Origin of the sequence: Phyllobacterium sp. SL163 (assembly GCF_049896885.1) — a bacterium.
Classification (GTDB): Bacteria; Pseudomonadota; Alphaproteobacteria; order Rhizobiales; family Rhizobiaceae; genus Phyllobacterium; species Phyllobacterium calauticae.
Genome location: NZ_JAFCVE010000007.1, coordinates 330,191 through 348,836, shown reverse-complemented (window position 1 = coordinate 348,836; position 18,646 = coordinate 330,191). Strand labels below are relative to the sequence as shown.

The 18,646-nt window shown below is 60.2% G+C and carries 17 protein-coding genes; 1 reads left to right on the top strand and 16 read right to left on the bottom strand.

Annotated elements, in window-relative coordinates:
- Positions 1 to 338: 338 nt before the first annotated feature.
- Positions 339 to 1,340, top strand: a complete 1,002-nt coding sequence (locus tag ACP7B1_RS17840) for a glycosyltransferase (protein WP_346306062.1) — start codon at positions 339 to 341, stop codon at positions 1,338 to 1,340.
- Between the two features lie 83 nt (positions 1,341 to 1,423).
- Here ACP7B1_RS17840 and ACP7B1_RS17835 read toward each other — a convergent pair whose 3' ends face one another.
- From ACP7B1_RS17835 to ACP7B1_RS17760, 16 genes are all read right to left on the bottom strand, one after another.
- Positions 1,424 to 1,693: a DUF1467 family protein gene (locus ACP7B1_RS17835; protein WP_223615180.1), complete on the bottom strand. Its 270-nt coding sequence runs from the start codon at positions 1,691 to 1,693 to the stop codon at positions 1,424 to 1,426.
- Between the two features lies 1 nt (position 1,694).
- The gene (gene mce, locus ACP7B1_RS17830; RefSeq protein WP_223615181.1) at positions 1,695 to 2,099 is read right to left on the bottom strand and encodes a methylmalonyl-CoA epimerase; all 405 of its coding nucleotides are present in this window, start codon (positions 2,097 to 2,099) and stop codon (positions 1,695 to 1,697) included.
- Positions 2,100 to 2,107: 8 nt separating this feature from the next.
- Positions 2,108 to 3,781, bottom strand: coding sequence for a ribonuclease J (locus ACP7B1_RS17825; protein ID WP_346306063.1), 1,674 nt, complete (start codon positions 3,779 to 3,781; stop codon positions 2,108 to 2,110).
- A 19-nt stretch (positions 3,782 to 3,800) separates the two neighbouring features.
- Positions 3,801 to 4,631: a biotin--[acetyl-CoA-carboxylase] ligase gene (locus ACP7B1_RS17820; RefSeq protein WP_346306064.1), complete on the bottom strand. Its 831-nt coding sequence runs from the start codon at positions 4,629 to 4,631 to the stop codon at positions 3,801 to 3,803.
- A gap of 18 nt (positions 4,632 to 4,649) precedes the next feature.
- Positions 4,650 to 6,086 (bottom strand): NADH-quinone oxidoreductase subunit NuoN, encoded by a 1,437-nt coding sequence (gene nuoN, locus ACP7B1_RS17815; protein ID WP_346306065.1) that lies wholly within the window; start codon positions 6,084 to 6,086, stop codon positions 4,650 to 4,652.
- Between the two features lie 19 nt (positions 6,087 to 6,105).
- Positions 6,106 to 7,611, bottom strand: coding sequence for an NADH-quinone oxidoreductase subunit M (locus ACP7B1_RS17810; RefSeq protein WP_346306066.1), 1,506 nt, complete (start codon positions 7,609 to 7,611; stop codon positions 6,106 to 6,108).
- On the bottom strand, positions 7,611 to 9,599 hold the full coding sequence (nuoL, locus tag ACP7B1_RS17805; protein ID WP_346306067.1) for an NADH-quinone oxidoreductase subunit L: 1,989 nt from the start codon (positions 9,597 to 9,599) through the stop codon (positions 7,611 to 7,613). The genes ACP7B1_RS17810 and nuoL overlap by 1 nt, the downstream gene beginning before the upstream one ends.
- A gap of 7 nt (positions 9,600 to 9,606) precedes the next feature.
- Positions 9,607 to 9,915 carry an NADH-quinone oxidoreductase subunit NuoK gene (gene nuoK / locus ACP7B1_RS17800; protein WP_091883761.1) on the bottom strand — a complete coding sequence of 103 codons (309 nt, stop codon included), beginning with the start codon at positions 9,913 to 9,915 and terminating at the stop codon, positions 9,607 to 9,609.
- 12 nt (positions 9,916 to 9,927) lie between these two features.
- The gene (locus ACP7B1_RS17795) at positions 9,928 to 10,548 is read right to left on the bottom strand and encodes an NADH-quinone oxidoreductase subunit J (protein ID WP_426137162.1); all 621 of its coding nucleotides are present in this window, start codon (positions 10,546 to 10,548) and stop codon (positions 9,928 to 9,930) included.
- A gap of 168 nt (positions 10,549 to 10,716) precedes the next feature.
- Positions 10,717 to 11,208 (bottom strand): NADH-quinone oxidoreductase subunit NuoI, encoded by a 492-nt coding sequence (nuoI, locus tag ACP7B1_RS17790; protein WP_091883764.1) that lies wholly within the window; start codon positions 11,206 to 11,208, stop codon positions 10,717 to 10,719.
- Positions 11,209 to 11,219: 11 nt separating this feature from the next.
- Positions 11,220 to 12,266, bottom strand: coding sequence for an NADH-quinone oxidoreductase subunit NuoH (gene nuoH, locus ACP7B1_RS17785; protein ID WP_223615188.1), 1,047 nt, complete (start codon positions 12,264 to 12,266; stop codon positions 11,220 to 11,222).
- Positions 12,267 to 12,283: 17 nt separating this feature from the next.
- Positions 12,284 to 14,365, bottom strand: a complete 2,082-nt coding sequence (gene nuoG, locus ACP7B1_RS17780) for an NADH-quinone oxidoreductase subunit NuoG (RefSeq protein WP_426137161.1) — start codon at positions 14,363 to 14,365, stop codon at positions 12,284 to 12,286.
- Between the two features lie 103 nt (positions 14,366 to 14,468).
- Positions 14,469 to 15,062: a helix-hairpin-helix domain-containing protein gene (locus tag ACP7B1_RS17775; protein ID WP_426137160.1), complete on the bottom strand. Its 594-nt coding sequence runs from the start codon at positions 15,060 to 15,062 to the stop codon at positions 14,469 to 14,471.
- A 12-nt stretch (positions 15,063 to 15,074) separates the two neighbouring features.
- Positions 15,075 to 16,379 (bottom strand): NADH-quinone oxidoreductase subunit NuoF, encoded by a 1,305-nt coding sequence (nuoF, locus tag ACP7B1_RS17770; RefSeq protein WP_426137159.1) that lies wholly within the window; start codon positions 16,377 to 16,379, stop codon positions 15,075 to 15,077.
- 66 nt (positions 16,380 to 16,445) lie between these two features.
- On the bottom strand, positions 16,446 to 17,444 hold the full coding sequence (nuoE, locus tag ACP7B1_RS17765; RefSeq protein ID WP_346306523.1) for an NADH-quinone oxidoreductase subunit NuoE: 999 nt from the start codon (positions 17,442 to 17,444) through the stop codon (positions 16,446 to 16,448).
- Positions 17,444 to 18,634, bottom strand: a complete 1,191-nt coding sequence (locus ACP7B1_RS17760; RefSeq protein ID WP_346306524.1) for an NADH-quinone oxidoreductase subunit D — start codon at positions 18,632 to 18,634, stop codon at positions 17,444 to 17,446. Before ACP7B1_RS17760 ends, nuoE begins: the two co-directional genes overlap by 1 nt.
- Positions 18,635 to 18,646 lie beyond the last annotated feature (12 nt).

Below are 18,646 nucleotides of genomic sequence, written 5' to 3'. Positions count from 1 at the left end.
AAATAAACTTAAAGGTGGTTGCACAGACTGCCGTGTCTTGATCGCGTTGCTTCAGTTCTATTTTGCAACTACTTGGGCGGCAGGCAGATGCGGCTTCACCCCGACCAGCCTTCACACTTGATGGGATATTTCCCGTCACCCCCTCCATCCGGCAGGTCCGCAACGGCACGATGATGCCGGCGTCGATTCGCGCGATTTCGGCTCATCCCCGGAGCGCGATCTAAGACCAATGTCGCAATGTTCAGCTCATCTTCGCCTGTTAAATTGGCGTCACAGGATCAGTGTGCCAGGCGCGGGGATTGGCACATCAGCGACGTTACAATGTTCGGGGACGAACCATGGGAATTCACACACGCGGCGCGGCTGAGCCCGGCAAGCGCAGCATATGCATAAGCACGATTACACGTAATCGTCCGTTCATGCTGCAGAACCTGTTGCAGTCCTATGCCGCCATGGGCGTGCCCCGTGATGTCGGGTTGCATTTTCTCATCGTCGAGAACAATGAGAAGGCAACGCTGCACGATGTCATCGCGCATTTCCGGGCGCTCGTGCCGCAATGGACGGTTCAGTACGAGGTGGAACCGCGTCTCGGCATTGCCCGTGCCCGCAATCATGCGCTGGCATGCGCCCTGGCCGGCAATCACGATCTCATGACATTTGCCGATGACGATGAACGGGTGGAACCCGACTGGCTGATTGAACTGCTGGCGGAACTGGATGCCTCGAGGCTCGATATCGTTGGTTCCCCCGTACGCGCCGCGCCGATTTCCGCCGACGCGCCGTTTTCCGCGCAACTGGTCTGGGCCGGTCTCAACCGCAGGGGCATGGAAAGCGAACGCAAGGCCCGGCGGCGGTGCCAGCGCAACGAAGCGCACAGGATTCTGCTGGCAACCGGCAGCTGGATGGGTAGGTTGAGTTTCTTTGACCGGACGGGCCTGCGTTTCGACGACACGCTTGATCTAGCCGGCGGGGAAGACTGGCGCCTGTACAGGGACGCCAAAAAACTCGGCGCCAGGACCGGCTGGACGCCGCATGCCATTGCCTACGAAACCGTGCCGATGGACCGGCTGACCCTCGGCTACCATTTCCGCCGTGACCGGGACAGCAGTTCGGTTGAAACATGCCGGAAGCTCGACCAGCGACGCGCGCTGACTTTGCTGCGCATCCCCGGCTCGCTGGCGATCCGGGTGGTCAAACTGTGCAGCTACGCCGCTGCGGCACCGTTCACGCGCGGCGAAGCGCTGGTGCGGCTGGCGGCATGCATGGGCAGTATTTTCGGCATCTGTCAGGGCTGCCTTGGCAAGAGATCGTCGCACTATCGGCGGACAAGCGGTTTTTGACGATTGCACATTTGTTATGCGTGGTTCGACAAGCTCACCATGCACAATGCACCACGGTGCGGAGGCCGGATCAGACCGCAGTCCTAATGCAATTGCGGGAAGAAAACCGGAATGCTTTCGACGCCGAAACCAAGCTTCTGGTTGACGATGTAGAACAGGATAAAAACCACGGCTGAAATCGCGGTGGTGATCAGGAATACGCGTCCCATCCGGTGCTTGTGCGGCGCACTGGCTGTTGTGCCCAGCGTGACATCATCCTCATCGGCCTGGGTGCGCAGGCCAAATGGCAGCACGGTGAACAGCGTCAGCCACCAGAAGATGAAATAGATCGCCATTCCAGTTGCGATGGGCATGTCAGACTTGCTCCAGTTCGATCAGCGTCCCGTTGAAATCCTTCGGGTGAAGGAACAGCACCGGTTTGCCGTGGGCGCCGATTTTCGGTTCGCCATCACCGAGGATACGGGCGCCCTGCTGTTTTAGCTGATTTCGTGCCGCCAGAATATCGGCCACTTCGTAGCAGACGTGATGCATGCCGCCGGACGGGTTCTTTGCCAGGAACGCCGCGATGGGCGAATCCGCATTCAAGGGCTCGAGAAGCTCGATCTTGGTGTTGCCGACATCGATGAAAACGACGGTCACGCCATGCTCCGGCAGAACCTGCGGCTCGGTGAGTGTCGCACCGAGCGTATCGCGATAGACCGCAGACGCCGCGGCAAGATCCGGTACAGCGATGGCGACATGATTCAGACGACCAAGCATCCCTGACCTCACGTGCGGGTTACGAACACGGTAACGATCGGCTTCTTGCCCCAGGCCTCGTTGGCAGCGGCACGGACGGCGCGGCGCACCGCCTCGCGGACCATCGCCAAATCCCGACGCTTTTCACGCGGGATGCTCTGCACCGCACCAACGGCCGCATCGTACAGCAGGTCTTCAAGCAGTTCGCCTTCCCGATCGTTCTCCGGCAGGCCGACCGGCACGATTTCCGGATCCTCGATGATGTTGTACTTCGCATCGAGCAGCATCGATACCGCGACATGGCCGACATAGGACAGCTTGCGCCGGTCGACGATGCCGACCTCTTCCTCATCGCCGATGAGCTTGCCGTCCTTCATGACGCGGCCAAACGGCGCCTGATCGATGATCTCCGCCCTGCCCGGCGCCAGACGCAGAATGTCGCCATTGCGCACCTGCGGCACCTCGGGAATGCCGGCCATGGCCGCGAGCGAGCCCTGCGCCACGAGATGCGCGGCTTCGCCGTGGACCGGAACGAGAATGCGCGGACGCACCCATTCATACATGCGCTTCAGCTCATTGCGGCGCGGATGGCCCGAGACGTGCACCAGTTGGTCATCGTCGGAGATGATATGGATGCCCTGCTCGATCAAAAGGTTTTTTGTCTCGATGATCGGCTTTTCATTGCCGGGAATGGTGCGCGAGGAATAGATGACCGTGTCGCCGGCCGACAGCGCCACATTGCGCATTTCATCACGGGCAAGCTTGGCCAGCGCCGCGCGGGATTCGCCCTGGCTGCCGGTGAGTATGATGACGATATTCTCGCGCGGGATGAAACCGTAATCCTCTTCGGAGAGAAATTCCGGAATGCCGTCGAGATAACCCAGTTCACTGGCCACATCGATCATCCGCTTCATCGAGCGGCCGAGCACCAGCACCTGGCGTCCGGCATCGCGGGCGGCGATGGCAATGGAACGGATACGTCCGACATTGGACGAAAAGGTGGTGATGGCTACGCGGCCACGGGCATTTTCGATGATGTCACGCAGGCTGTCGCCGACCTCGCGCTCGGAGGGCGATTCCCCGTCACGCAAGGCATTGGTGGAGTCGCACATCATCGCCAGCACGCCTTCGTCGCCGAGCGCGCGGAATCCGGCCTCGTCGATCAGCGGTCCAAGCGACGGCTCCGGGTCCATCTTCCAGTCGCCGGTGTGAACGACGATGCCCAGCGGCGTCCTGATCGCCAGCGAGACCGGTTCCGGGATCGAGTGGGTCACGGCAAGCGCTTCGAACTCGAAGGGGCCGACATTGAACCTTTCGCCGGCGCGGTAAATGGTGACGGGAATATCCGGCGCACCCGGCTCCGACTGACGCTTGGCTTCAAGCAAGCCGGCGGTGAACGGCGTGGCATAGACCGGCACATTCAACAGCGGCCACAGGTCGAGCAAGGCACCATAATGGTCCTCGTGGGCATGGGTGATCACAATCCCCTTGAGATTGTGCCGCTCGGCCTGCAGAAAACGGATATCGGGAAGAACGAGATCAGCGCCTGGAAGATCCGGTCCGGCGAAGGTGACGCCCATGTCGACGACCACCCATTCGCGCTTGTGTGCGGGGCCATAGCCATACATGGCCAGATTCATCCCGATTTCACCAACGCCGCCCAAAGGCAGGAACACGAGCTCTGCCTGATCGGAATTTGCCATTTATACTCCTTACAACCGGCTATCCGGCACTTGCCGATGCAACTGCTCCGAAATGAACATCGCCGGCAGCAATCTTCACCCGTTCCCCATCATTATCGCGTATGACGAAACGGCAGTCTTCGTCAATTGTTTCGAATATACCACGCAGCACCGAGCCGTCGACCCGCACCGCAACTTCACTGCCAATTCCTGCCGCGCGCTTGAGCCAGCGCTTGCGAATGTCGGCAAGCCCGCGCCCCTCGTTCCAGATGCGGCTGTTTTCCTGCCAGGCATCGGACAGCGCCAGAAACAGCGTTTCCGCATCGCAGGCCGCACCAAGCTGCTTCAGCGATGTCGCTGGATAAGGCACGTCCTCGGGGTAAGCAACCACATTGACGCCGATGCCGACGACGACGGCAAACCGCCCGTCGGGCAGATGCGTCGATTCCAGGAGAATGCCGGCAAGCTTGGCCTTGTTGGCCAGGAGATCGTTCGGCCACTTCAGCTCGACACGCAAATCCGACCTGCTGGCACCGATACCATCGACGCCAACCGAAACCGCGCCTTGCGGGCAGACGGCGTCAAGCGCGTCCGCCAGGGAAAGCCCGGCGACAAAGCCGAGGGTTGCCGCCGTCTTCAACTCGAAATTGCCGGTGAGCAGCAGGGAGGCCGCCAGATTGCCGTGTGATGTGGCCCAGGCGCGGCCGCGGCGCCCGCGACCGCTTTCCTGTTTCTTGGAGACGATCCACAGCCGTCCGGGATCGCCAGCCTGCGCGCGCTCCAGCGCGACCGCATTGGTCGAGCCGACCGTATCGAAGGCCTCCATCCGGAAGCCGTTTTGCTGCGCCAGCGGCGAGAGCGAGAAGCCCATTGATCAGGGTTCCCGGCCTCAGAAGAACGTTTTCGCGGCAGCTTCCGCATAGGTGCTGACCGGTCCGCCGATCAGGACATAAAGCAGCGTCAGCAGGCCCGAGACACCGAGGACCAGGCGCAGTTCACCGGCAACCGGCACGAAGCCGCCAGCCGGTTCATCGAACCACATGATCTTGATGATGCGCAGATAGTAGAACGCACCCACGACCGAAGCCACGATACCGATGATGGCCAGCGCATAGAGATTGGCCTGCATCGCGGCAAGGAAGGTGTACCACTTGCCCCAGAACCCGGCGAGCGGCGGAATACCGGCCAGCGAGAACATGAGGATGGTGAAGATCGTCGCCATGATCGGATTGGTGCGGGACAGGCCGGCCAGATCTTCGATCAGTTCGACATTGCCGTGCTTGCGGCGCATGGCCAGGATGAAGGCAAACACGCCGAGCGTCGTGATCAGGTAGATCAGCATGTAGATCGCCACGCCGCGCACACCGACCTGCGTACCGGCGGCAAGGCCGACAAGCGCGTAGCCCATGTGGCTGATCGATGAATAGGCCATCAGGCGCTTGATGTTGCGCTGGCCGATGGCTGCAAATGCGCCCAGGACCATCGACGCGATGGCGATGAAGACAATGATCTGCTGCCAGTCATGGGTGATCGGCTGGAACGTCTCGACGGCAACGCGTGTCAGAAGCGCCATGGCGGCCATCTTCGGCGCGCTGGCGAAGAAGGCGGTCACCGGCGTCGGCGCACCTTCGTAGACATCCGGCGTCCACATGTGGAACGGCACGGCGGAAATCTTGAAGGCAAGACCGGCAAAGATGAACACAAGGCCGAACACCACGCCAAGCTGACGCTCGCCGCCTGCCAGCGCCTGGGCGATGCCCTCGAAGCCGGTATGGCCGGTAAAGCCGTAGACGAGCGAAATGCCGTAGAGCAGCATGCCCGACGACAATGCGCCGAGAACGAAATACTTCAGACCGGCTTCGGTCGAGCGGGCGCTGTCGCGGTTGATTGCAGCGATGACGTAGAGCGCCAGGGACTGCAGTTCGAGGCCGAGATAGAGCGACAGGGTGTCATTGGCCGAAATCATCAAGAGCATGCCGAGGGTCGACAGCAGAATGAGGATCGGGAACTCGAACTTGTCGAACTTCTCCGCCTTGGCGAAGCCAACCGACATGACGAGCGCAACGATCGAGCCGACCAGCGTCAGCACTTTCATGAAGCGCGCGAACGGATCCGAAACGAAGGCACGGCCGAAGACGTGACCATCGTGCGGGAAGAGAACGAGGATTGCCAATGCTGCAAGCAGCACGGCAACCGCCAGTCCGTTGACCAGGGAATTCGCCCGTTCACCGGAGAAGGCCCCGATCATCAGTAGAGCCAATGCGCCCACTGCGATGAGCAGTTCGGGAGCCATAAGCGTCAGGTTGGCAATCATGTCGGTCTGCATCGGCCTTGGCCTCTTCCTGCTATTTCAGCGCCAGTGTGGCGGCTGCGGACAGCGCGTTATTGTATTGATTGATAAGGGCGTGCACCGAGCTTGCCGTCGCATCGAAGACAGGCATCGGATAAACACCGTAGAAGATGGTGAGGATCACCATCGGATAGACCACCAGCTTTTCACGCGGCGACATATCCAGAAGCGACTTCAGGCTTTCCTTGTCGAGCGAGCCGAACACGACGCGGCGATAGAGCCACAGCGCATAGGCCGCCGAGAAAATCACGCCTGATGTTGCAAACAGCGCAACCCAGGTGTTGACGCGGAAGACGCCAAGCAGCGTGAGGAACTCACCGATGAAGCCCGAGGTGCCCGGCAGGCCGACATTGGCCATGGTCAGGACCAGGAACACCACCGCATATTTCGGCATGTTGTTGACGAGGCCGCCATAGGCGGAGATGTCGCGGGTGTGGGTGCGGTCATAGACAACACCGACGCAGAGGAACAGTGCGGCCGAAACCAGACCGTGCGACAGCATCTGGAACAACGCGCCCTGGATGCCCTGCTCGTTGGCGGCGAAGATACCCATGGTCACATAGCCCATGTGCGCAACCGAGGAGTAGGCGATCAGCTTCTTGATGTCTTCCTGCATCAGCGCCACCAGCGAGGTGTAGACGATGGCGACAACCGAAAGCGTGTAGATCAGCGGAGCGAAGTCGGCGGACGCAATCGGGAACATCGGCAGGGAGAAGCGCAGGAAGCCGTAACCGCCGAGCTTCAACAGGATGCCGGCCAGAATGGCTGATGCAGCCGTCGGTGCTTCGACGTGCGCATCCGGCAACCAGGTGTGCACCGGCCACATCGGCATCTTCACGGCGAAGGACGCGAAGAAGGCCAGCCACAGCCATGTCTGCATGGAGGCCGGGAACGGATAGGCCAGCAGCGTCGGGATATCGGTCGTGCCAGCCTGCCAGTACATGGCCATGATGGCCAGCAGCATCAGCACGGAGCCGAGCAGCGTGTAGAGGAACAACTTGAAGCTGGCATAGACGCGGCGCTTGCCGCCCCACACGCCGATGATGATGAACATCGGTACCAGCACGGCTTCGAAGAAGACGTAGAACAGCACGATATCCAGCGCGCAGAATACACCGATCATCAGTGTTTCCAGCACGAGGAAGGCAATCATGTATTCCTTGACCCGGCTCTGGATGGCTTCCCAGCTGGCCAGGATGCACAGCGGCATCAGGAATGTCGTCAGGATGACGAACAGCATCGAAATGCCGTCCACGCCCATATGGTAGGAAATCCCGGAGTCGAGCCAGGCTGCCTTTTCCACGAACTGGAAGCCGGCATGGCCCTTGTCGAAATAGTACCAGATCGGCAGGGAAAGCAGGAATGTGATGACCGTCGTCCACAGCGCCACGTTGCGGATATTGCGCCGCGCGGATTCACCGTCATCCCGGATCAGAAGGATCAGGAACGCACCGACCAATGGCAGGAAGGTAACAGTCGATAGAATTGGCCAGTCGGTCATCAGAAGTTGCTCCCGAGCATCATCCACGTGACGAGTGCGGCGACCCCAATGAGCATCGCGAACGCATAATGATAGAGGTAACCGGTCTGCAGGCGCACCACGCGGTTGGTGACATCCACGACGCGGGCCGAGATACCATCCGGACCATGGCCGTCGATCAGCCAGCCATCGCCCTTCTTCCACAGGAACCTGCCAAGGGCCTTGGCCGGACGCACGAACAGGAAGTCGTAGAGTTCGTCAAAATACCACTTGTTGAGCAGGAACTGGTACAGGCCGCGGTGCTGCTCGGCCAGCCGGACAGGTGTCTGCGGCGAGCGGATGTAGAAGTACCAGGACAGGATGAAGCCTGCGAGCATCGCAAGGAACGGCGAGGCAGCAACCAGAGCAGGCACATGGTGGTGCAGCTCCAGAATCTCGTTTTCCTTGCCGGTGAACAGTGCGCCCTTCCAGAACTCGGCATATTCGTGGCCGAAGAAGTATTCGCGGAAGATGACACCGGCAAACAGCGCGCCGATGGCCAGGATGAACAGCGGCACCAGCATGACATAGGGCGATTCATGCACGTGATGCATGACGTCGTGCGACGCGCGCGGCTTGCCATGGAACGTCATGAAAATCAGGCGCCATGAATAGAAGCTGGTGAACAGCGCTGCGATAACCAGGAGGATGAAGGCATAGCTTGCCGCCGGGCTGGTCGACGCATAGGCCGACTCGATGATCGCATCCTTGGAGAAGAAGCCGGCGGTGCCGATCGACGTGCCGGGGATACCGAGGCCGGTCAGCGCGACGGTGCCGATGACCATCATCCAGTAGGTTTGCGGGATCAGCTTGCGCAGGCCGCCCATGTGACGCATGTCCTGCTCGTCGGAAACCGCGTGAATGACGGAACCGGCGCCAAGGAACAAAAGGGCCTTGAAGAAGGCGTGCGTGAACAGGTGGAAAATCGCCGCGCCATAGGCACCAAGACCAAGCGCCACGAACATGTAGCCGAGCTGCGAGCAGGTGGAATAGGCGATGACGCGCTTGATGTCGTTCTGCACCAGGCCGACCGTGGCGGCAAAGAAGGCCGTCGTCGCGCCGACAAGCGTCACAACGATCAGGGCCGTGTGCGACAATTCGAAGATCGGCGACAGGCGGGCAACCATGAACACGCCTGCGGTCACCATCGTTGCCGCATGGATCAGCGCGGACACCGGTGTCGGGCCCTCCATGGCGTCAGGCAGCCAGGTGTGCAGCAGGAACTGCGCGGATTTGCCCATCGCGCCCATGAACAGCAGCAGACAGGCAACCGTGATCGCTTCCTGCTTGCCCAGGGCATAGCCGAGGAAATTCAGGACCACCTTGCCGTCCCCTGCTCCCTCCGCCGGAAGATACTGGGCGGCGGACTGGAACAGCGTGTCGAACTGAACCGTATCGAACAGCACGAACAGTGCGAAAATACCGAGAAGGAAACCGAAATCGCCGACGCGGTTGACGATGAAAGCTTTCATCGCCGCGGCATTGGCCGAAGGCTTCTTGAACCAGAAACCGATGAGCAGGTATGAGGCAAGACCCACGCCTTCCCAGCCGAAGAACATCTGAACCAGATTGTCGCCGGTCACCAGCATCAGCATGGCGAAGGTGAAGAGCGAGAGATAGGCGAAGAAGCGCGGCCGATGCGGATCGTGATGCATGTAGCCGATCGAATAGGTATGGACGAGCGCCGACACCGTGTTGACGACGATCAGCATGACAGCGGTCAGCGTATCGATGCGCAGGGCCCAGTCGAAGCTCAGCGAGCCGGACTCGACCCAGTGCATGACTGGAACCTTGAACGCCTCGCCATGGCCCAGCGCCACGGTCGTGAATGCGATCCATGAGAGAACCGCAACCACGATCATCAGACCGGTGGTGACATACTCGCTCGCTTTCGCGCCGATGGACGAGCCGAACAGACCCGCGATCAGAAAGCCGAGCAGCGGAAGGAAGACAATCGCCAGATACAGCATGCCCCCGTCAACCTTTCATCATGTTGACGTCTTCTACGGCAATCGATCCACGATTGCGGTAGAACACGACGAGAATAGCCAGACCGATGGCAGCCTCAGCGGCCGCTACGGTCAGGACAAACAATGCAAAAACCTGTCCGACCAGATCACCCAGTGCAGCGGAGAACGCCACGAAATTCAGGTTGACGGCGAGCAGGATCAATTCGACCGACATCAGGATGACGATCACGTTCTTACGATTGAGGAAGATACCGAAGATCCCCATCGTGAACAGGAGCGCCGAAACTGTCAGATAATGTGCAATACCGATGACCATCATGCGCTCCTGTCAAATACCCTTGCCCGTTTCGACCTGCTTGACCTCGATGGCCGTTTCAGGCGTGCGTCCGACCTGCTGCGAGATGTTCTGGCGCTTGATGCCTTCCTTGTGGCGAAGCGTCAGCACAATCGCGCCGATCATGGCGACCAGAAGCACGAGACCGGCAATCTGGAAGTAGTAGATGTAATCCGTGTAGAGGATGTCGCCGAGCGCCGCCGTATTGCTGCGCGTGGCGATATCAGGTGTCGGCTGAACAACCACGCGGCCAATACTTGGCGTGAAGACCGAACCGCCGAGAACGACAATCAGTTCCACCGCAAGGATCATGCCGACAAGCGCGCCGATGGGCGCGTACTGCAGCGCCCCGCGCTTCATTTCGGCAAAATCCACATCCAGCATCATCACGACGAAGAGGAAGAGGACGGCCACCGCGCCGACATAGACCACAAGAAGGATCATCGCCAGGAATTCAGCACCCGTCAGCAGGAAGAGCCCCGCCGCGTTGAAGAAGGCGAGGATCAGAAACAGCACGGAGTGCACGGGATTACGCGCCGCAATCACCATGAACGCACTGGCGACGGTGATGAAGGCGAAGAGATAAAAAAACGCCGCCGCAATACCTGTCAGCATGGGTTCCCCCGATTTCCATTCCGGCAGACTGTTCTGCCATTTTAAAAGCGATTCACGGAGATTCCGCGTATTCGCAGCCTCATAACGCATGTTCCGGGCGGGTAGAAGCACCCTGCCCTAAGACACATGCGCGCACTCGGACGGGACGACGCCCCATCCACTCAATTGTTACCGGTACGGCGCATCCATTGCGATGTTCCGTGCCAGCTCGCGTTCCCAGCGGTCGCCATTGGCGAGCAGCCGGTCCTTGTCATAATAAAGCTCTTCACGGGTTTCCGTGGCGAACTCGAAATTCGGACCTTCGACGATGGCATCCACCGGGCAGGCTTCCTGGCAGAAGCCGCAATAGATGCACTTCACCATGTCAATGTCATAACGCACCGTGCGGCGCGTTCCGTCATTGCGGCGCGGACCGGCTTCGATGGTGATGGCCTGCGCCGGGCAGATCGCTTCGCAGAGCTTGCAGGCAATGCAGCGTTCTTCGCCGTTGGGATAGCGGCGCAGCGCATGTTCTCCGCGGAAGCGCGGGCTGAGCGGTCCCTTTTCGTAGGGGTAGTTCAGCGTCGCCTTGGGCGCGAAGAACTGGCGCATCGACAGGAAGAAGGCGCCGACGAACTCCGCCAGCAGGAGCGATTTAGCAGCTTGTGCGAGTTGTGCCATGCTGATTCTCCTTACGGTGTCAGGCCGGTGATTTTAAGAAACGCCGCGGTGGCGATGACCATGAAGAGCGAGATCGGCAGGAACACCTTCCAGCCCAGACGCATCAACTGGTCGTAGCGGTAGCGCGGAACGAATGCCTTCACCATGGCGAACATGAAGAAGACGAAGAAAAGCTTGAGCATGAACCAGATGATGCCGGGTACCCAGTTCAGGAACCAGACGTCAACCGGTGGCAGCCAGCCGCCGAGGAACAGGATCGTGGTCAATGCGCACATCAGGGTAATGGCGACATATTCACCGAGGAAGAACAGCAGGAACGCGGTCGACGAATACTCGATCATGTGACCGGCAACGAGTTCCGATTCCGCTTCGACCAGATCGAAAGGCGGGCGGTTGGTCTCGGCCAGCGCCGAGATGAAGAAAATGACGAACATCGGGAACAGGCCGAGCCAATGCCAGTCAAGAAAGGTATTGGGCAGGCCGACCATGGTGCCGAGACCGGTCTTCTGCGACAAGACGATATCCGTAAGGTTCAGCGAACCGACAGTGAGCAGAACGGTGACGATGACGAAACCGATGGAGACTTCGTAGGACACCATCTGCGCGGCGGAGCGGAGCGCACCGAGGAACGGGTACTTCGAGTTCGATGCCCAGCCGGCCATGATGACGCCGTAGACTTCGAGCGAGGAAATGGCGAGCACATAGAGAATGCCGACATTGACGTTGGCAATCGCCCAGCCCTCATTGACCGGAATCACCGCCCAGGCCGCCATAGCCAGCACCGAGGATACCAGCGGAGCCAGAAGGAAAATGCCCTTGTTGGCGCCGGACGGAATGATCGGTTCCTTGACCACGAACTTCAGAAGGTCGGCAAAGGACTGCAGCAGGCCGAACGGTCCAACGACGTTCGGGCCACGGCGCAACTGAACGGCCGCCCAGATCTTGCGATCCGCGTAAAGCAGGTAGGCGATGATCAGCAGCATCACCACGAGCATCAGCACTGATTTTCCGAGGATAATCAGCAGCGGCAGGATGTAGGTTGCGAAAATATCTTCCATATCAGTCTCTTCCCCGCCTACTCGGCCGCCTGCTTGAAGCCGCCCTTGGCCAGCGCGGAACATTCAGCCATGACGGCTGAGGCGCGGGCGATCGGGTTGGTCAAGTAGAAGTCTTGGACCGGCGATACGAAGGCCGTCTTGTCGACGGTGCCTGACGCATTGGCCAGTTTCTTGATGTCGGCAGCATCACCGGCCTGGATGGCGTCGATGACGGCCAGGTGCGGGTATTCTGCATAAAGTTGTGCGCGCAGGGCGGCAAGCGAGTCGAATGGCAGCTTCTTGCCGAGCACATCGGAGAGTGCGCGCAGGATTGCCCAGTCTTCCTTGGCATTGCCCGGCGCAAAGGCGGCGCGGTTGGTCATCTGCACACGGCCTTCGGTGTTGACGAAGGTGCCGGACTTTTCCGTATAGGTCGCGCCCGGCAGGATCACGTCGGCATTGTGCGCGCCCTGATCGCCATGGGTGCCGATATAGACGGTGAAGGCACCGCCCTTGCCGGCCCAGTTCAATTCGTCGGCGCCGAGCAGGAACAGCACGTCGAGTGCCCCCTGCATCTGCGCAACCGACTTGCCGCCTTCGCCGGGCACGAAACCGATATCGAGCGCGCCGACGCGGCTGGCAGCTGTGTGAATGACGCCGAAACCGTTCCAGTCATCGGCAAGCGCGCCGGTATCCGCCGCAATCTTGGCAGCAAGACCGAGAACCGCATTGCCATCCGCACGGCTGAGCGCGCCCTGCCCGATGATGATGATCGGCTTCTTGGCCTTCTTCAGCACCGCATGGAATTTCAGCGAACCGTTGGCGAGTTCCGCCAGGGTATCTGCGCCGGCGCCGAGATATTCGTAGTTGAAGCGCAGGTCGGCCTGTTCGCCGATCAGCGCAATCGGAATTCCGGCAGCGCGCCAGCGCTTGCGCAGGCGCGCATTGAGCAGGGACGCTTCAAAGCGCGGATTGGAACCGATGATCAGTACCGCGTCAGCGTCTTCGATACCGTCAATGCTTGGATTGAAGATATAGGAGGCGCGGCCATTGGCCGTGTTCAGGACTGTTCCGTCCTGACGTCCGTCGATATTGGCGGAGCCGAGCGATGTGATGAGCTGCTTGAGCGCATACATTTCTTCGACGCTGGCGAGATCGCCGGCAATCGCGCCGATCCGGTCGCCGTTCGTCTTGGCAACGGCAGCCTTGATCGCCTCGAACGCTTCCGGCCAGCTTGCCGGAACCAGACGGCCATCCCGACGCACATAGGGGCGGTCGAGGCGCTGGGTGCGCAGGCCATCCCAGATGAAGCGGGTCTTGTCGGAAATCCATTCCTCGTTCACCGCCTCGTTGACGCGTGGAAGCACGCGCATCACTTCGCGGCCGCGGGTATCGACGCGGATCGACGAGCCGACGGCATCCATCACATCGATGGATTCGGTCTTGGTCAATTCCCATGGACGGGCTTGGAAGGCGTATGGCTTGGATGTCAGCGCACCGACCGGGCAAAGATCGATCACATTGCCCTGCAGCTCCGATGTCATCGCCTGCTCGAGATAGGTGGTGATTTCGGCATCTTCGCCGCGGCCGATCAGGCCGAGCTCGGAAATACCGGCCACTTCCGTGGTGAAGCGGACGCAGCGCGTGCAGTGAATGCAGCGCGTCATGACCGTCTTGACGAGCGGTCCGATATATTTGTCTTCAACGGCGCGCTTGTTTTCCTTGTAGCGCGATGCACCGATACCGAAGACCATCGCCTGATCCTGCAGGTCGCACTCGCCGCCCTGATCGCAGATCGGGCAATCCAGCGGATGGTTGATCAGCAGGAACTCCATCACGCCTTCGCGGGCCTTCTTGACCATCGGCGTGTTGGTGAAAATCTCCGGCGTCTCGCCGTTCGGGCCCGGACGCAGGTCGCGTACGCCCATGGCGCAGGACGCGGCAGGCTTGGGCGGTCCGCCCTTCACTTCAATCAAGCACATGCGGCAATTGCCGGCGATCGACAAACGCTCATGGAAACAGAATCGCGGCACCTCGGCACCCGCCGTTTCCGCAGCCTGCAGAAGCGTGTAGTGATCCGGTACTTCGATTTCCCTACCGTCGACTTTGATCTTTGCCATCGTCTGTCCAACCTCGCGGAACATTCCGCATTTTCATTTGGCATTCCCGCGAAACCGCTGAAATACCTTCAATTGCTCCATGCCGGTCCAAGCCAGCATGGCTTTATTCGGGCTTCCCCCCCGCCAAGGCAGCGGATTGTCTGACCCACTCATCCCGCACGATACGCCCGCCGAATTTCAGATGATCATCGACCCAGGCAATCTCCTGGGGTGACCACGCCGCAATCTGCGCATGGGTGTAGATGCCAAGACCGTTCAAGACCTGCTCCAGCTTCGGGCCAACGCCCGAAATCCGTTTCAGGTCATCCGGCAAGGCCGGCTTTGCGATTGCCGCCGGTTTCGACGGCCCCGTTGAAACCACCGCCAGCTTGGCTTTTTTGCCAGCAACCGCCTTTGGTGCAGTTTCTGTTGCCTTGTTGCGTATGATCGTCTTCAACTCGGCAACATCAGGCGCCTGCTTTGCATCGGCCGCCGGCGATGCGTCCAGCGGCTTCAGCTTCGTGTTGGCATCAAGCATACCGGCAAGAGCACCGGCCCACAGACCCCACATCTGACTGGCGATGCCGAGACCCACAACAGACGCCGCCGCCATCGCGCCCATCGGCGGTGTCAGCAGATTGGCAGCCGGAACGATCTGCTTCGGCATCACTGCCGACCAGTCCGCACCCGATCGCTTGTCTGTTCCGGTATCCGGCATATCCCCTCAACCCTATTCCGCCGCAACAAGCACGGGGCTTGCCGCAGAAGCGTTGCGTGTAAACTCATCGATACGGCGTTCGATTTCCGGACGGAAATGCCGGATCAGACCCTGTACCGGCCATGCCGCCGCGTCGCCGAGCGCGCAGATGGTGTGGCCCTCGATCTGCTTGGTCACGTCGAGCAGCATGTCGATCTCGCGCTTCTGCGCATTGCCAACCGCCATGCGTTCCATGACGCGCCACATCCAGCCGGTGCCTTCGCGGCATGGCGTGCACTGGCCGCAGCTCTCGTGCTTGAAGAAGTAGGACAGGCGCGCAATGGCACGAACGATGTCGGTGGACTTGTCCATGACGATCGCAGCCGCCGTGCCGAAAGACGACTTGACGTTGCGCAGGCCATCGAAATCCATCGGGCAATCGATGATATCGGCAGCCGGAACGACCGGGCAGGATGCACCGCCGGGAATAACCGCCAAGAGGTTGTCCCAGCCGCCGCGAATGCCGCCCGCATGCTTGTCGACCAACTCGCGGAAGGTAATGCCCATGGCTTCTTCGACCGTGCATGGACGGTTGACGTGACCGGAGATCATGAACAGCTTGGTGCCGACATTGTTCGGACGGCCGATGCCGGAGAACCAGGCAGCGCCGCGGCGCAGGATGGTCGGGGCAACGGCAACCGATTCAACATTGTTGACGGTGGTCGGGCAGCCATAAAGGCCCATATTGGCCGGGAATGGCGGCTTCAGGCGCGGCTGGCCCTTCTTGCCTTCAAGGCTTTCCAGCAACGCGGTTTCTTCACCGCAGATATAGGCGCCGGCACCGTGGTGGACATAGATATCGTAGTCCCAGCCGTTCTTGTTGTTCTTGCCGAGCAGCTTGGCGTCATAGCATTCGTCAATGGCGGCCTGCAGCGCTTCACGCTCGCGGATATATTCGCCGCGCACATAGATGTAGCAGGTGTTGGCGCCCATGGCGAAACCGGCAATCAGGCAGCCTTCGATCAGCGTATGCGGATCGTGGCGCATGATATCGCGGTCCTTGCAGGTGCCCGGCTCGGATTCGTCGGCATTAATGACGAGATAATGCGGGCGTCCGTCGCTTTCCTTGGGCATGAAGGACCACTTCAGACCCGTCGGAAAGCCGGCGCCGCCACGGCCGCGCAGGCCCGATGCCTTCATCTCGTTGATGATCCAGTCACGGCCCTTGGTGATGATCCCCGCAGTGCCATCCCAGCAGCCGCGTGACATCGCACCCTTCAACGACTTGTCGAAAAGGCCGTAAATATTGGTGAAGATGCGGTCTTTGTCAGCGAGCATATCGCACCCGTCCTACTCTCTTCGTCCATTCTCCAGCGAAAACGCACATCGTTTCCGCCAATGATCTTATCTCGGCTTCTTGCCGAAAACCTTGATGTACTCGGCTTCGCCGCCCTTGGCCAAGGCCTTGGCTTGCTTGACCCAGTCGTCGCGTTCGATACGGCCCTTGAAGTTGAGGTAACCGTCAACCCATTCGCGCTCAGCCTTTTTCCAGCCGGCGACCTGGGCAAATGTATAGATGCCGAGTTCATGCAGGATGCCTGCAATCTTCGGGCCGACGCCGGAAATCAGTTCGAGATCATCCACGACGGCAGGCTTGTCGATCGCGGCGGGACGGTTCTTGTCCTCGAGCGATACGGCCTTTGCCGGTGCCTCGTCCTGCTTTGTCGGCCTGGCGGCCGGAACAGCAGCGGCATCGGCAGCCTTTGCCGCACGCTTCGGCTTGGCCGCGCCATTGCCTTCGATCAGCGTCGTTGCGCCGCCCTCAGGGGCGGAGAAATAACGGTCGATCTGCGGGCCGGGCGTGATCGTATCGCCCTTGCCGGCTTCGAAAGCATCGATGATTTCCTCGAGGCGTTCGGGCGTCAGATCCTCATAGGTATCCTTGAACACCATGATCATCGGCGCGTTGACGCAGGCACCGAGGCATTCGACCTCTTCCCACGACAAAGTGCCGGATTCGTTGGTGTGGAACGGCTCATGATGGATGCGGTGCTGGCAGACCTTCTTCAGGTCTTCCGCGCCGCGCAGCATGCACGGCGTGGTGCCGCAAACCTGGATATGGGCACGGGTTCCGACCGGCTTCAGCTGGAACTGCGTGTAGAATGTCGCCACTTCCAGAACGCGGATCAGCGGCATGTCGAGCATGACGGCAACATGCTCGATGGCAGCCTTGGTGACCCAGCCATCCTGTTCCTGCGCGCGCATCAGCAGCGGAATAACTGCGGACTGTTCGCGGCCCTTGGGATATTTCTTGATGGTCTGCTTGGCCCAGGCAGTGTTTTCGCGATTGAACGCGAAGGCTGCTGGTTGGACGCTATCTTCTGCAAGACGACGGACGGACATTAGCGATCAACCTCACCAAATACGATATCGAGCGAGCCAAGGACAGCGGAGACGTCGGCCAGCATGTGGCCACGGCACAGGAAGTCCATGGCCTGGAGATGGGCAAAGCCCGGGGCGCGCAGCTTGACGCGGTATGGCTTGTTGGAGCCATCGGACACCAGGAACACACCGAATTCGCCCTTGGGCGCTTCAACGGCAGCGTAAACCTCACCCGCGGGCACGTGATACCCTTCGGTGTAAAGCTTGAAGTGATGGATCAGCGCTTCCATCGACCGCTTCATCTCGCCGCGCTTCGGCGGAACGATCTTGGCGGACATGTTGGAAACAGGCCCTACCCGCTCCTTGCCCAGCAGAAGATCGACGCACTGGCGCATGATGCGCACCGACTGGCGCATTTCTTCCATGCGGATGAGATAACGGTCGTAGCAATCGCCGTTCTTGCCGATCGGAACATCGAATTCCATCTCGGAATAGCATTCATAGGGCTGCGACTTGCGCAGATCCCAGGCGGCACCCGAGCCGCGTACCATGACGCCGGAGAAACCCCATGCCCATGCGTCTTCCAGCTTCACGACGCCGATATCGACGTTACGCTGCTTGAAAATGCGGTTCGGGGTGATCAGGTCGTCGAGATTCTTGACGGTCTGCAGGAACGGATCGCACCACTTGCCGATATCCTCGATGAGTCTGTCGGGAAGATCCTGATGCACGCCGCCGGGACGGAAATAGGCCGCATGCATACGGGCACCGCAGGCGCGCTCGTAGAACACCATCAGCTTTTCGCGCTCTTCGAAGCCCCAGAGCGGCGGCGTCAGGGCACCGACGTCCATGGCCTGCGTGGTCACGTTCAAAAGATGCGAAAGAATACGGCCGATTTCCGAGAACAGAACACGGATCAGCTGGCCGCGCTTGGGCACCTCAATGCCGAGCAGGCGCTCGACGGCCAGCGCATAGGCATGCTCCTGGTTCATCGGCGCCACGTAGTCGAGGCGGTCGAGATAGGGCACGGCCTGCAGATAGGTCTTGGCTTCCATCAACTTCTCGGTGCCGCGATGCAACAGCCCGATATGCGGGTCAACGCGCGCGACCACCTCACCGTCCAGTTCAAGCACAAGGCGCAAAACGCCGTGCGCCGCAGGATGTTGCGGGCCGAAGTTAATGTTAAAGTTGCGGACGCTGTGTTCAGTCATATTTCGCTTCCT

Excerpts from the sequence above, each read along its gene's own strand:
- ACP7B1_RS17840 (WP_346306062.1), top strand. The coding sequence starts at position 339 with ATGGGAATTCACACACGCGGCGCGGCTGAGCCCGGCAAGCGCAGCATA.
- ACP7B1_RS17835 (WP_223615180.1), bottom strand. The coding sequence starts at position 1,693 with ATGCCCATCGCAACTGGAATGGCGATCTATTTCATCTTCTGGTGGCTG.
- mce (WP_223615181.1), bottom strand. The coding sequence starts at position 2,099 with ATGCTTGGTCGTCTGAATCATGTCGCCATCGCTGTACCGGATCTTGCC.
- ACP7B1_RS17825 (WP_346306063.1), bottom strand. The coding sequence starts at position 3,781 with ATGGCAAATTCCGATCAGGCAGAGCTCGTGTTCCTGCCTTTGGGCGGC.
- ACP7B1_RS17820 (WP_346306064.1), bottom strand. The coding sequence starts at position 4,631 with ATGGGCTTCTCGCTCTCGCCGCTGGCGCAGCAAAACGGCTTCCGGATG.
- nuoN (WP_346306065.1), bottom strand. The coding sequence starts at position 6,086 with ATGCAGACCGACATGATTGCCAACCTGACGCTTATGGCTCCCGAACTG.
- ACP7B1_RS17810 (WP_346306066.1), bottom strand. The coding sequence starts at position 7,611 with ATGACCGACTGGCCAATTCTATCGACTGTTACCTTCCTGCCATTGGTC.
- nuoL (WP_346306067.1), bottom strand. The coding sequence starts at position 9,599 with ATGCTGTATCTGGCGATTGTCTTCCTTCCGCTGCTCGGCTTTCTGATC.
- nuoK (WP_091883761.1), bottom strand. The coding sequence starts at position 9,915 with ATGGTCATCGGTATTGCACATTATCTGACAGTTTCGGCGCTCCTGTTC.
- ACP7B1_RS17795 (WP_426137162.1), bottom strand. The coding sequence starts at position 10,548 with ATGCTGACAGGTATTGCGGCGGCGTTTTTTTATCTCTTCGCCTTCATC.
- nuoI (WP_091883764.1), bottom strand. The coding sequence starts at position 11,208 with ATGGCACAACTCGCACAAGCTGCTAAATCGCTCCTGCTGGCGGAGTTC.
- nuoH (WP_223615188.1), bottom strand. The coding sequence starts at position 12,266 with ATGGAAGATATTTTCGCAACCTACATCCTGCCGCTGCTGATTATCCTC.
- nuoG (WP_426137161.1), bottom strand. The coding sequence starts at position 14,365 with ATGGCAAAGATCAAAGTCGACGGTAGGGAAATCGAAGTACCGGATCAC.
- ACP7B1_RS17775 (WP_426137160.1), bottom strand. The coding sequence starts at position 15,062 with ATGCCGGATACCGGAACAGACAAGCGATCGGGTGCGGACTGGTCGGCA.
- nuoF (WP_426137159.1), bottom strand. The coding sequence starts at position 16,379 with ATGCTCGCTGACAAAGACCGCATCTTCACCAATATTTACGGCCTTTTC.
- nuoE (WP_346306523.1), bottom strand. The coding sequence starts at position 17,444 with ATGTCCGTCCGTCGTCTTGCAGAAGATAGCGTCCAACCAGCAGCCTTC.
- ACP7B1_RS17760 (WP_346306524.1), bottom strand. The coding sequence starts at position 18,634 with ATGACTGAACACAGCGTCCGCAACTTTAACATTAACTTCGGCCCGCAA.